Annotated in this window: 12 protein-coding genes; all 12 read left to right on the forward strand. The window is 57.9% G+C overall.

All coding sequences use genetic code 11. The features are described from left to right. The first annotated feature begins 19 nt into the window (after positions 1 to 19). Positions 20 to 709 carry a pyroglutamyl-peptidase I gene (locus tag Q5H33_RS07085; protein ID WP_302423756.1) on the forward strand — a complete coding sequence of 230 codons (690 nt, stop codon included), beginning with the start codon at positions 20 to 22 and terminating at the stop codon, positions 707 to 709. Positions 710 to 857: 148 nt separating this feature from the next. After that, on the forward strand, positions 858 to 2,336 hold the full coding sequence (locus tag Q5H33_RS07090) for a cell division protein (protein WP_302423744.1): 1,479 nt from the start codon (positions 858 to 860) through the stop codon (positions 2,334 to 2,336). Then, positions 2,329 to 3,669 (forward strand): C1 family peptidase, encoded by a 1,341-nt coding sequence (locus Q5H33_RS07095; protein WP_302423746.1) that lies wholly within the window; start codon positions 2,329 to 2,331, stop codon positions 3,667 to 3,669. Before Q5H33_RS07090 ends, Q5H33_RS07095 begins: the two co-directional genes overlap by 8 nt. Before the next feature lie 176 nt (positions 3,670 to 3,845). Next, the gene (locus tag Q5H33_RS07100) at positions 3,846 to 4,979 is read left to right on the forward strand and encodes a 3-deoxy-7-phosphoheptulonate synthase (RefSeq protein ID WP_126015940.1); all 1,134 of its coding nucleotides are present in this window, start codon (positions 3,846 to 3,848) and stop codon (positions 4,977 to 4,979) included. 129 nt (positions 4,980 to 5,108) lie between these two features. Continuing rightward, positions 5,109 to 6,293: a 3-deoxy-7-phosphoheptulonate synthase gene (locus Q5H33_RS07105; protein ID WP_022245290.1), complete on the forward strand. Its 1,185-nt coding sequence runs from the start codon at positions 5,109 to 5,111 to the stop codon at positions 6,291 to 6,293. Between the two features lie 60 nt (positions 6,294 to 6,353). Then, positions 6,354 to 7,061 carry a 5'-methylthioadenosine/S-adenosylhomocysteine nucleosidase gene (gene mtnN, locus Q5H33_RS07110; RefSeq protein ID WP_022245291.1) on the forward strand — a complete coding sequence of 236 codons (708 nt, stop codon included), beginning with the start codon at positions 6,354 to 6,356 and terminating at the stop codon, positions 7,059 to 7,061. A gap of 186 nt (positions 7,062 to 7,247) precedes the next feature. Next, positions 7,248 to 8,633 (forward strand): cell wall metabolism sensor histidine kinase WalK, encoded by a 1,386-nt coding sequence (locus Q5H33_RS07115; protein WP_302423749.1) that lies wholly within the window; start codon positions 7,248 to 7,250, stop codon positions 8,631 to 8,633. A gap of 80 nt (positions 8,634 to 8,713) precedes the next feature. Continuing rightward, entirely contained in the window at positions 8,714 to 9,418 is a 705-nt protein-coding gene (locus tag Q5H33_RS07120) for a response regulator transcription factor (RefSeq protein ID WP_004220077.1), read from the forward strand. Positions 9,419 to 9,739: 321 nt separating this feature from the next. Further along, positions 9,740 to 10,870 (forward strand): phosphate ABC transporter substrate-binding protein PstS, encoded by a 1,131-nt coding sequence (gene pstS / locus Q5H33_RS07125; protein ID WP_022245293.1) that lies wholly within the window; start codon positions 9,740 to 9,742, stop codon positions 10,868 to 10,870. A gap of 178 nt (positions 10,871 to 11,048) precedes the next feature. After that, entirely contained in the window at positions 11,049 to 12,002 is a 954-nt protein-coding gene (gene pstC / locus Q5H33_RS07130; protein WP_302423752.1) for a phosphate ABC transporter permease subunit PstC, read from the forward strand. Then, positions 12,002 to 12,997 carry a phosphate ABC transporter permease PstA gene (pstA, locus tag Q5H33_RS07135; protein ID WP_022245295.1) on the forward strand — a complete coding sequence of 332 codons (996 nt, stop codon included), beginning with the start codon at positions 12,002 to 12,004 and terminating at the stop codon, positions 12,995 to 12,997. The genes pstC and pstA overlap by 1 nt, the downstream gene beginning before the upstream one ends. 41 nt (positions 12,998 to 13,038) lie before the next feature. Continuing rightward, on the forward strand, positions 13,039 to 13,678 hold a 640-nt coding region (locus tag Q5H33_RS07140), incomplete at its 3' end, for a phosphate ABC transporter ATP-binding protein (RefSeq protein ID WP_302423755.1).

Here is a 13,678-nt window from a genome sequence, read left to right on the forward strand (position 1 = left end):
ACCACGTACACTGGAACACATGCAGCAGATCAACATCGTCATCTCAGGTTTCACCCCGTACGACGGCATCGACGTGAATCCGGCCGTACTTGTTCCCGTGGCGCTCGCCGAATATTGGAATGATCCATCTCAATCCATGGCGCTGTCCGACGATCTTCTGCAGGATGTTTCCATGAGCGTGACGACGGTGACGCTTCCGGTCAGTTTCGCCAATGCCTGGCCCATGTTGCTGAACGCCATCGAACAGGCGAATCCCGATATTGTCATCGCCACCGGTTTGAAGCGGTCCGCCCGCGGCGTGCTGTTGGAGCGATGCGCCACGAATCTGATGGACGCGGCCAAGCCTGACGCCGACAATGTGATTCCGCCTCGCCGTCCGATCAATCCGGAAGGGCCTGCGGCATATTGGACGCGCCTGCCGTTGCGTTCGATTCTGCGCGATTTCGCCAAACATGAGATTCCCGCCGCGCTGAGTTCGGATGCGGGCACGTTCGTCTGCAATTCGCTGTTCTACCATTTGCTCGACTGGTCTGCAGCGCAGGAAAAGCGCATTCTGTCGGGTTTCGTAAGCCTGCCGATCGTCAACGAGCAGCCACATCCGCAACATGGACTGTCAATCGCGCAGCAAATCGCCGCAGGTAACGATGTGATCCGCGAATCGGTGCGTTATTATCTGCAGCCATCCTCAAGTGAGATTCTGCTCGGCTGAACGGCGTCGGCGTTTCCTCGAACGATTTCTGTGCTCTCTGTGAGAATTATGCGACTGCCGTGTGCCGAACGTTTGTTCTGCGCTAAAGTTCAAAACGGATAGGCGCGGGCAAGATGCGCGATGGAAGGGAATTCGTGAAAGGAATACCATGGTTGAGCAGTTCCCAATCGTGTTGAGGGGGTACGACAAGGAAAGGGTCGATGAGGCGTTCGCTTCGGCTCAGGAGACGGTGGACCGTCTGCGTGAGCAGGTCAAGGCCGACGATCAGACCATCCTTGAACTGCAGGCACAGCTGCAGGAAGAGAAAAACAAGAAGGCCAACCCGAATTCGTTCGCATCTCTGGGCGCCAACGCGCAGCAGATGCTCGCCAGCGCGGAACAGACCAGCGCCGAGCTGCTCGACCGTGCCAAGAAAGACGCTTCCGCGGCACGCGCCACGGTGCAGCTTCAGGCCGAAACCCTGCTGAACAACGCCAAGCTCGACGCCAAGCGCATTCTCGACGAGGCCAACGCCAAGGCCGAAGCGGTGCTATCGAAGGCCAATAATGATGCCGACACGTTGAAGTCCAACGCCCAGCGCGAAGCGGACCAGCTGCGTGGCGAAGCACAGAAGGCCGTGGTAGCGCAACGCCAGACCGTCGATCTGGAATTGACGAACTCCCGTGAGGAGCACGACAAGCGTCTCGCATCGGAGCGCGCCACGCAGGAGCGTGAGCTCTCCGATCTGCGCGCCGAAGCCACCGAGCAGATCGCGGCGCAGCGCAAGAACGCCAATGACGAGATCAACCGCATGAAAAGCGAGACCAACGACCAGATCGAATCCGCGTTGGCCGAAGCCAACAAGAAGCTGGCCGACGTGCGTGAGCAGGTGTCCAAGATGATGACGGACGCGCAGCGCCGTGCCTCGGAAATCACGGATACCGCCAAAGCCAAGGCACAGGAGATCACCGACGAGGCCGAAGTGCATCGCACCAAGACCATCAGCCAGGTCAATGCCGAGGTGGAGCAGATCCGCGCCGACATTTCCGCCCAGCAGGATGAGGCTACGAAGAAGGTCAACGAGCTGCTCGCCGACCTGAACGAACGCCGTGAAATCGCCAAGAAGCAGTCCGACGAGCTGATTTCAGAAGCGCAGCATACGCGCGATGAGGCCGAGGCATACGCTTCCGACAAGCGTGAGGCAGCCGACAAGCAGGCTGCCAGCATTCTCAAGCAGGCCACCGAAGAGGCCGACGAGCAGATCAACGAGCGTCGTGAGGCAGCCAAGAGCGAGCTTGAAGGTGTGCAGCAGCGCATCGCCGACCTGCAGACCCGTGAGGCGCAGATCACGCAGCGTGTCAGTGAACTGCGTGCCATGTTTGCCAACGCGTTCTCCGGTTTCGGCGCGAACGGCCTGTCCGTGGTCAATTCCATCGACGGCGAACAGCATGATTCCGCAGCTGAAGCTGAAACTCCGGCGAAATCGCACGACGAGAGTGGCGAAACCGTTGCGGGTGAACCGGAAGTGACCTTCGACGAGGATGTTGTCTCCGACGAACAGCAGAATAATGACGATTTTGAAGAACCGTCCGAAGACGAGCAGTCTGACCAGGGCGAGGAAGCACAGGAGGAACAGAACAATGACTGACATCACGCCGTTGAGCGCTGATGCATTGGCAACGCTGGTTGAGGATTTCGAAGCCAGCGACCACAACCGTATGGCCATGAACGCGGTCACCGCGGCTGGCATCAACAAGGTGGCACGCAACTATGACCGCGCCCGCCTGATGCAGCGCCGATTCTCCACCATTGTCGACAATGGCACCGCCACCCATCAGGATCGTTCCGGCCGTTGCTGGCTGTTCAGCTCGCTGAACGTGGCTCGTTTCGTGGCCAAGAAGAACATGGGGCTGAAGGAATTCGAGTTCTCCCAGAACTATGCCATGTACTACGACAAGCTCGAGCGCGTCAACTACTTCCTGCAGGACGTGGCCGAACTGGTGAAGGCCGGCGAGCCGTCCGACTCCCGCCTGATCCAGCATCTGCTCGCCGACGTGATGGGCGACGGCGGCCAGTGGACCATGGCCATGAACGTGTACAAGAAGTACGGTGCCGTTCCGAAGGATCTGTTCCCGGAAACCGAATCCTCCAAGAACACCGGCGAAATGAACGTGCAATTGCGTCGCCTGCTGCATACGGCCGTCGCGCACATGTATGCTGATCCGGCTTCGATCGAATCGGTAATCGCCGAAGCGACCGCCGCCGGACACCGTATTCTGACGATTCACTTGGGCGAGCCGCCGAAGAGCTTCGACTGGGAGTGGACCGACAAGGACGGCGAGTTCCATCGCGATGGTGAGATCACGCCTGTGGAATTCTGGCAGAAGTACGTCGGTTCCGCCGATCTGGAAAGCTACGTGTGCCTGGTCGACGATCCTCGTCAGGAGCATGCGAAGGGCAAGAAGATCGGTATCGGGCACTTGGGTAATGTGGCCGGGGGAGACCCGACCGAATACCTGAACGTGCCGAACCAGTTCATGAAGGATTGCGTGCGTCAGATTCTCGAAGAGCAGGGCATTCCAGTATGGTTCGGTGCTGACTGCCACCCGATGATGGATCGTGAAAACGGCGCTTGGGCCACTGATCTGTTTGAATACGGCAAGGTGTATGGCGTCGACTTCGATCTGGACAAGGAAGATCGCGTGCGTTTCGCCGATTCCGCGATGAACCACGCTATGGCGTTCGTCGGCGTGGACGTGGCCGAAGACGGCACGACCACCCGTCGTTGGCGTGTGGAGAACTCTTGGGGCGACAAGATCGCAGACAAGGGCTACTTCACTATGAGCGACGACTGGTTCACCGAATACGTGTACGAGGTCGCCGTGCCGAAGGCGCTGCTCCCTGCCGAATATCAGGCCGCTCTTGACGAGCCAGCCACCATGCTCCCCGCATGGGATCCGATGGGCGCTCTGGCTGACTGATACGTAAACCGACAAACCGATTGACGAATGCCGACTGCATGGGACTTCGCAAAAAGTCCAGCATGCAGTCGGCATTCGTGTTATTCCGCTTTTATCCGTTAAGGTAACTTCGGTGATTATCATCCATGCACAGTATGCATGAAGCAGGTATGCAGGTATAAGGAGGAGCAGAAGAGATGTCAGGTCTTCGCGGTCCAGATAGTTCGAAGGATGCGCAGTTGTTGGATAACGCCGTGTTTCCGGAGACCGTGGATATCAATATTCGACAGCTAGACCCGATTCCGGCTCCCCGATATTTTCTGAAGGAAATTCCACTCACCGACGAGATGAGCGATCTGGTGTTGAAGTCCCGTCAGGAAATCCGCGATGTGCTCAACGGCAAAGACGATCGTCTGCTTGCCATCGTCGGTCCATGCTCGATTCATGATCCGAAAGCGGCGCACGAATACGCGGCAAAACTTGCCGCGGTCAAAAAAGAACTGGAAGACCAACTGGTCATTGTGATGCGCGTGTATTTCGAAAAGCCACGCACCACCATCGGTTGGAAGGGTCTGATCAACGATCCCGATCTCGACGGCCAGTTCAATATTCGCAAGGGCATGTGGCTCGCACGCAAGGTGCTGGCCGATGTGCTGAGCCTTGGACTCCCGGCAGCCACGGAATGGCTTGACCCGATCACCCCGCAGTACATCTGCGACCTGATTAGCTGGGGTGCGATTGGCGCTCGCAATACGGAAAGCCAGGTGCATCGCGAGCTCGCGTCGGGCATGTCGATGCCAATCGGCTTCAAGAACGCCACCGACGGTTCGATCAAGCCGGCAGCGGATTCCTGCTTCGCGGCCGCCTTCGAGCATCATTTCCTGTCCATCAATCTTGACGGTCGTGTGATTTCCGCCGAAACCAAGGGCAATCCCGATTGCCATCTGGTGTTGCGCGGCTCCTCGCACGGCCCGAACTACGATACCGAATCCGTGGCGAAGGCGTTGGCCGATCTGAAGGTTTCCAAGGCGTCCGGCCCGAGCGAACACGGTCTTGTCATCGACGCGGCGCACGGCAACTGCGGCAAGGACGAAGTGCGCGAAGCCGAAGTGATCGAAAACATCGCCTCCCGCATCGCAACGGGAGAGTCGGGCATCAGCGGCATCATGATGGAAAGCTTCCTGAAAGCCGGCAATCAGAAGCCCGCTCCGCTCGACCAGCTCGAGTACGGCAAATCCATCACCGACGCCTGCGTGCCGTGGGAACGTACCGAACAGTTGTTGCACACGCTTGCCGATGCGGTCGAAAGCCGTCGCGCACTCGCCAAATAAGCGCAAATAATCGCAAATAACTAACCGTGCGGAATACGCGTAACTGCGTAATCGCACGGTTTTTGCATAGCGACTGCCATTTGATTGATATTCTTGGGGAGATAGGTGATTGTCAAGGAGAGCAGTGAAATGCAGCAGCAGCTGAACACGCCTGAAGAGCTTCGCGCCATCCGCGAGGCCATGGATGAGGGAAAGAATCCGCTGGTGGCTACGGATGTGCCACGCTGGGAAGATCAGGTCGGCATCAGCCGCATCGTGAACCGCAGGGTGCTTGAATTCGAGGTGCTTCCCACGCCGGCGCAGGTGTTGGGGGACCTGCCGCTCAGCGATCAGGCGCAAGAGATCGTCGCCTATTCACGCGATGAGATTCGTGCCTGCCTGTACGGCCAGGACGATCGATTGCTGGTGATCGTCGGTCCGTGTTCCGTGCATGATCCGGCTGCCGCACTCGATTACGCCCGTCGCTTGGCCGCGTTGAAAGACGAGCTGGGCGGAGAATTGCTGATTGTGATGCGCGTGTATTTCGAAAAACCGCGTACGACGGTCGGTTGGAAAGGCTTGATCAACGATCCCGACATCGACGGCAGCTGCAATATCAAAAAAGGCCTGCTTTTGGCCCGTCGTACGCTGCTTGGCGTATTGGACGCAGGTTTGGCCACCGCCACGGAATTCCTGGAACCAACCAGCCCGCAATACATTTCCGACGCGGTCAGCTGGGGTGCGATCGGCGCTCGCAATACGGAAAGCCAGGTGCACCGCCAGCTCGCTTCGGGCATGTCGATGCCGATCGGCTTCAAAAACGCTACCGACGGTTCCATCAAAGCGCCGACCGACTCGTGTTTTGCGTCGGCACAGCAGCATACGTTCTTCGGCATCGATCATATGGGTCGTGCGGCCGTAGTCAAAACGCTCGGCAATCCCGACTGCCATGTGGTATTGCGTGGTTCGAGCAGCGGCCCGAACTATGACGCCGAATCCGTGGCGAATGCCATGAAGCTCATCCGTGAGGAAATGCCGGTCGAATCCGCGGCGGCACACGGTCTGATCGTGGACTGCTCGCACGGCAATTCCGGCAAAGACGAACATCGCCAAGTCGAAGTGGTACGTAATATCGCAAGCCGTATCGCCGAAGGTGAGGAAGGCATCACCGGCATCATGATGGAAAGCTTCATCGAAGGTGGCAGTCAAAAACCGGCACCGCTCGCCGAACTCACGTACGGTCAATCCATCACCGACAAATGCTTGAGCTGGCAGATTACGGAAGCGTTGCTGCGCGAACTTGCGCAAGCTGTGGGCAAGCGCCGCTGGAAGTGAGAGAAGCGAAAATAAGCGAAACCGAGCGAAAAGCGTGAAGCAATTGAAAGGAACGAACGCATGAGCACAATCGCCATCATCGGCGCCATGGACGAGGAAGTCGCCAATATCGCATCCGCATTGAGCGACATCACCGTAACGGAGGAAGCCGGCGTCAGCGTGACACGCGGCACCATCGAAACCAACAAGGGCACTCGCGTCAACGTTGCGGCAACGGTCGGCGGCATGGGCACCGTCAATATCGCCGCCACCACGCAGCATCTCATCGACGCGGACCAGCCTGACGCCGTGATCTTCTCCGGCATCGCAGGCAATCTCAACACGCATCTGCACATCAACGACGTGGTGCTTGGCGGCACGTTGCGCTACCTCGACACCGACATGCGTCTCGTCGGCCAGTGGAAGCCAGGCACTGCGGACCAGCCGGTGGAGGAATTCCACTCCGATGACCGTCTGATCGAAGTCGCCGATAAGGTGCTGACCGATCTGAGCGTGCATCACATCACCGGCATCATCGCCACGGGCAACTATTTCGTGGACGATCCGAAGAAAGTGGAGCAGGTGATTCGCGAAACCGGCGCGGACGCGGTCGAAATGGAAGGCGCCGCGGTGGCGCATGTCGCGGCGCGCAACGGCCTGCCCGTGCTGGTCATCCGCGCGTTGAGCGACAATGCCGACACGGATTACGTGGAATTCAAGGAATTCGACATTTCCGAATATGCCGACACCGCGGCGAAAATCGCGGTGAACATCGTCAAGCGCATGTAAGCGCATGAAAGACGGCCCGTCCAACGCATCGGTTGCTGGACGGGCCGTCTCATATTTCGGTATGGCGAATCTCACGAAAGTGAACTGCGGGGAAACTTCCGATGGCGTGAGGGAATCGCGCACGGAAATCGCTTTCCGGAACCGCTATTGTTGAAGAAGAATGACGGATTATCGGAAGGTTAACGTATGACGCTGGAGCACGTGGTGATGGCGATTGTGGTTGTTGCCGTCGCTGTGGTCGCCTTTGTGCTGGGGCGTGCCCGTGGCGTGCAATTGGGGGAGGATGAGATCGACCCGAACGATCCAAGCCTGTTCGGCGCGCAGAAGAACATGTCGCTGTTCGGGCCGCGCGTGCCCGTGCAGTCCACGGAACGCCAGCTGATCGCCGTCATGCCGGAGGCGTTGATCGTCGTCGATTCACTGGCGTCGGTCACATACGTTTCCCCGGGCGCGCAACGTTTCGGCATTGTTGAGGACAGTGCGATGACGCTTGCCGAAATCCGCGATATTCTGCGATTGGTGTCGACCGACAGCGTGGTGCGCGAACGCGAATTGTCGATTCCGCTGGATCGAGCCGCCCGTGCGGCCGCGAAAAACACTGACGGCAAAGGCATTGAGGCAGGTAAGTTCCGTCCTTCCGACACGCTGTATCTGCATGTGCGGGTCGGCCAGATCTCCGATGATCTTTTTGCGATTTTCATTTCGGATATGAGCGAGCAGCGTCGTTTTGAGATTATGCGACGCGATTTTGTGACGAACGTTTCGCACGAATTGAAGACTCCTGCCGGTGCGATTTCCCTGCTTGCCGAAACGATCGGCGACGCTGCGGACGATCCCGGCATGGTGAAGTATTTTGCGGGCCGCATTTCCAAGGAATCCGAACGATTGACGGAATTGGTGCATCGCTTGATCGACTTGCAGAAGGCGCAAAGCACGGCTGCGGTGCTGAACGCGGAACGGCTTTCCGTGCTTGCGTTGGTACGCGAGGCGATCGTCGAAAACCAGGTGAAGGCCGAATCGAAGCATATCAATCTGGTGCTTTCGCTGAATGGCAAGCAGAAGCTGGTGCACGTCGAGGGTGCCGTAAACGCTGTCGATGAGGATGATCTGTTCATCAACGCCGATCATGAAACCATCAAAACGGCGGTGAAGAATCTGGTGGAAAACGCCGTCAACTATTCTCCGGAACACACCACCGTCGCAGTCGGCATCGGCAGTGGCGATGACAAGGTTGCGATTCGTGTCGTCGATCAGGGCATTGGCATTCCGGAATCCTCGCTGGATCGTATTTTCGAGCGATTCTACCGTGTCGATCCCGCACGTTCCCGCGAAACAGGGGGTACAGGATTGGGTTTGGCCATCACCAAACATTGCGTGCAGGATTGCGGAGGCACTATCGCCGTGTGGTCGCGTGAGGGGGAGGGATCGACTTTCACCATCACCCTGCCTCAGGCACAAGCGGTGGAAACAGCGGAAACTGCAGAGACTGCGGGAAACGTACAAACTGCGGAAGCGGATCGCATGGAAGTGACGGGCGAAACCGAACGCATCGAAACTACGCAATCCGAATAATCTGAGCTAAACCGAATACAGCAAATAACCAAATCAATCAACGTTCCAATCAAACAAGAGCACACAGAGGAGAAGCACCAATGACGCGCATTCTGATCGTCGAGGACGAGGAATCGTATCGAGAGCCGCTGGTCTACCAGCTCACCCGCGAAGGCTACGATGTGTCCGCCGCTGCCACCGGTGAGGAAGGATTGGAACTGTTCACCAAAGGAGGCATCGATCTGGTGCTGCTCGATCTGATGCTGCCCGGGCTTGACGGCACCGCGCTATGCCGCAGAATTCGTGAGCAAAGCCGTGTACCGATCATCATGCTCACCGCGAAAAGCGCGGAAATCGACAAGGTGGTCGGTTTGGAAATTGGCGCGGACGACTACATCACCAAGCCGTACTCGTTCCGCGAGCTGCTGGCGCGGGTGCGTGCGGTGCTGCGACGCAACCAGATGGTGGCCGACGCGACGGAATCCTCCGATGACGATATTCCGCTGATCTGCGGCGACATTTCCATGAAGATCGGCCAGCATGAGGTGATGGTGCGCGGAGAGAACGTGTTCTTCCCGCTGAAGGAATTCGAGCTTCTCGAATATCTCATGCAGAACAAGGGCCGTGTGATGACCCGCCACCAGCTGATCGACCGCATTTGGGGGTCCGATTACGTTGGCGATACCAAAACGTTGGATGTGCACGTCAAGCGTGTCCGCTCCAAAATCGAGGAGGATCCGGCGCATCCGAAATATCTGACTACCGTGCGTGGTTTGGGCTACAAAATTGACGTTCCTGCGGAATAAAGCGGAAATATCGCGATAGATGGAAATATATAAGATAAAACACTGCTATTCCAGTACTCATCGTAAGTTTCCGAATAATTGATTATTAATTGATAACTGAATGTAAGACCGTGGTATCACGGTAGTCGCCGAAGATCGGTGAATGGAAATGACGAAAACGTCCGAAGTGTCGTAGAGTGTTCATCTTCCGTTCACCGATTTTGGTTTTGCGGGACCCAAACCACCAATAGGCTTGACAGTGTCATGAAGAACGATGGCGACAACAGCATATGAAATGTCAGAAACATACGCCATCAGAATGTTGACAGAGGGAAAAGAATAATGCGTAATTCCATTCTCGTACGCTCCATTGCAGCTGTGTCCGGCATTGTGATGCTGGCTTCTGTCGCGGCTTGCGGCGACAACACTGCTTCCAACACTGATTCTTCGGCTAGCACCGACACCAAGACCACCGAAGCCGTGTCCGGCAACTTCTCCGGCGCTGGCGCTTCCTCCCAGCAGACTGCTGTGGAAGCCTGGATCGCCGGCTTCCAGGGCACCAACCCGGATGCCAAGGTCGCCTACAACCCGTCTGGTTCCGGCGCTGGCGTTTCCACCTTTCTGACCGGCGCCACCGCATGGGCCGGCTCCGATGCCGCCCTGTCCAATGACGAGGTCGAGCAGTCCAAGAGCGTGTGCGCTTCCGGCAACGCCTTCGACATCCCGGTCTACGTCTCCCCGATCGCCGTGGTCTTCAACCTCAACGGCATTTCCGGCAAGGGCAAGACCCTGAACATGGACGCCGACACCATCGCCAAGATCTTCGACGGCAAGATCACCAAGTGGAACGATGACGCCATCAAGCAGCAGAACCCGAAGGTCGACCTGCCTGATCTCGACATCACCGTGGTGCACCGCTCCGACAAGTCCGGCACCACCAAGAACTTCCTGAGCTACGTCAAGGATGCTGCCGGCGACGCTTGGAGCTACGAGCTCGGCGAGAACTGGCCGAACGAGGTTGGCCAGGGCGCTAAGGGTACTTCCGGCGTGATCTCCACCGTGCAGCAGGCTGACGGCACCATCGGCTACGCCGATGCTTCCCAGGCTGGCGAGCTCGGCACCGTTGCAGTGAAGGTCGGCGACGATTACGTGCCGTTCTCCGCTGAAGCCGCTGCCAAGGTTGTGGACGCCTCCCCGCTCGACGAATCCGCCACTGGCGACAACCGCGTGGTCGTCAAGCTCGACCACAACACCACCGAGGCTGGCGCCTACCCGATCGTGCTTGTCTCCTACGACATCGCCTGCCCGGCATACAAGGATGCCGACACCGCCAAGTTCGTCAAGTCTTGGCTCACCTACGTGGTCAGCGACGAAGGCCAGCAGACCGCTGCCTCCGCAGCAGGCTCCGCTCCGCTGTCCGACACCATGCGCCAGAAGGTCCTCAAGTCCATCGACGCCATCGAAACCAAGTGAGCTTTGATACAGTAAGCGATAGGCTCTCGGTGAACGGCAACTGACCGTCTGTTTCAGGCCGCAGCCGCAACATGAAAGCGGGTGCGGCCTGAAACGGTACCTGCAGGTAAAACAAAAAACGCAGTCATCGCAAGTAATCGCAGATCTGTTTCAAACAATCGCAAGTTAAGGAGAACCCGTGAGTTCGCAAAGCAAAACGGCACAGCAGCCGGTGAGCGGCAAGAACGCGGATAAGGTGTTCAAGGGCGTGGCCTACGCCTGCGGCATCCTGATCCTCGTCGTGCTCGCCGCCGTCGCGCTGTTCCTGCTGTTCCGCGCGTGGCCGTTGATCGGCGGCGATCAGCAGGCCAACAGCGCGACCATCAGCAACTTCACCGGCGGCAAGGCTTCCAGCTTCTGGGGCTATGTCGGACCGCTGCTGTTCGGTACTGTGTTGATCTCCGCGCTGGCACTGTTGATTTCCTTCTTCGTGTCGGTCGGCATCGCATTGTTCATCTCGCACTATGCGCCGAAGAAGCTCGCCACCGCCTTGAGCTATGTGGTCGATCTGCTCGCCGCAATTCCGTCCGTTATCTACGGTCTGTGGGGTGGCCTGGTGCTGGTGCCCGCCATCTACCCGTTCTGGAATTGGGTGGCCAAGTATCTTGGCTGGATTCCGCTGTTCGCAGGTCCTGCCGCCAATCCTTCCCGTACCGTCGCCACCGTGGCCGTGGTGCTCGCAGTCATGATCCTGCCGATCATCACCTCCATGTCCCGCGATATCTTCCTGCAGACTCCGCGCCTTCAGGAAGAGGCCGCGCTTGCTCTTGGCGCCACCAAGTGGGAAATGGTCAAGCTTGCGGTGCTGCCGTTCGGCAAGTCCGGTGTGGTGTCCGCTTCCATGCTTGGCTTGGGTCGTGCGCTTGGCGAAACCATGGCCGTGCTCATGATCCTGTCTCCAGGTCTCAACTACTCCATCAAGCTGCTGCAGGCTTCGCAGAACCAGACGATCGCAGCCAACATCGCCGCGCAGTATCCTGAAGCCAACGATCTCGGCGTGTCCGTGCTGATCGGCACCGGCCTGGTGCTGTTCCTCATTACTTTCGTGGTGAATTTCATCGCCCGTAAGCTTACCGAGAAAGCGAGTGCGTGATGACCGCAGTGAATAACAACGCTTCTCCGATGGACGGTGCCCCCGTCATCGATTTCGACAAGTTCAAGCCGACGCGTTCCTTTACCGCTGCACGTAAGCGCAAGGATCTTGCGATGCGCGTACTGATCGCTCTTGCGTTCATTGTGGCGCTGATTCCGCTGTTCTCGGTGCTGCTCACCACCATCGTCAACGGTGTCAAGAGGCTGAACCTCAACTTCCTGAGCTATAACATGACCGGTGTGGTCGGCGGCAATCCGACGCCGTCCGGTGGCTACGGCGGTATTCAGCACGCCATCATCGGTACGCTGGAAATCACGTTCGGCGCCATGATCATCTCCATTCCGATCGGTCTGATGTGCGCCGTGTACTTGGTGGAATATTCCAACCGTGGCAAGCTGGCTCGCGTCATCACCCTGCTGGTCGACGTGATGAGCGGTATTCCGTCCATCGTCGCAGGTTTGTTCGCATTCTCGATGTTCACGATTCTGATTGGACCTGGCACCATCAACGGTTTCGAAGGTTCCGTGGCACTGTCGCTGCTGATGCTGCCGACCGTGGTCAAGTCCTCTGAAGAAATGTTGAAGATCGTGCCTCACGACTTGCGTGAAGCGTCGTATGCTTTGGGTGTTACCAAGCAGCGCACGATTACGAAGATTGTGTTGCGTACCGCTTTGCCGGGCATTGTTTCGGGTGCGATTCTCGCCGTCGCCCGTGTGATTGGTGAGACCGCTCCGTTGCTGATGACCGCAGGCTACATCGCCTCCACGAACGTCAACCTCTTCTCCGGCCAGATGACCACCCTTCCGGTGTACGTCTACCAGGAGTACTCCAAGCTCAACGCGAATTGCCCGGCTTCCGCCGACGCTTCCTGCGTGACCACCATCCCGATGGAACGCGCATGGGCCGCGGCTCTCGTGCTGATCCTCATCGTGCTTATCCTCAACCTTATCGGTCGACTCGTGGCGAAGGTCTTCGCCGTCAAGTCGGAACGATGAGCGGTAGTCTTACATACAGAAACAACATATAAGGAACCAAAATGGGACAACGTATTGATGTCAATCATCTGAACATCTACTACGGCGACTTCCTGGCCGTTGAAGATGTGAACATCAACATCGAAGCCAACAAGGTCACCGCTTTCATCGGACCTTCCGGCTGTGGCAAGTCCACGGTGCTGCGCACGCTCGACCGCATGCACGAGATCATTCCGGGCGCTCACTGCGAAGGCGAGGTGTTGCTGGAAGGCAAGAACCTGTACGACAAGGACATCGACCCGGTTGCCGTGCGTCGCGATGTCGGCATGGTGTTCCAGCGTGCGAACCCGTTCCCGACCATGTCCATCCGCGAGAATGTGCTCGCTGGCGTGAGGCTCAACAACCGCAAGATCTCGAAGTCCGATGCGGACGATCTGGTCGAATGGGCTCTGCGTGGCGCCAACCTGTGGAACGAAGTCAAGGATCGTCTTGACAATCCTGGCATTGGTCTTTCCGGTGGTCAGCAGCAGCGTCTGTGCATCGCCCGCGCTGTGGCCGTGCACCCGCAGGTGCTGCTGATGGACGAGCCGTGCTCCGCTCTTGACCCGATTTCGACGTTGGCTGTCGAGGATCTGATCAACGAGCTCAAGAACGACTACACCATCGTGATCGTGACGCACAACATGCAGCAGGCCGCCCGTA

The organism is uncultured Bifidobacterium sp., assembly GCF_959020145.1.
Lineage (GTDB): Bacteria > Actinomycetota > Actinomycetes > Actinomycetales > Bifidobacteriaceae > Bifidobacterium.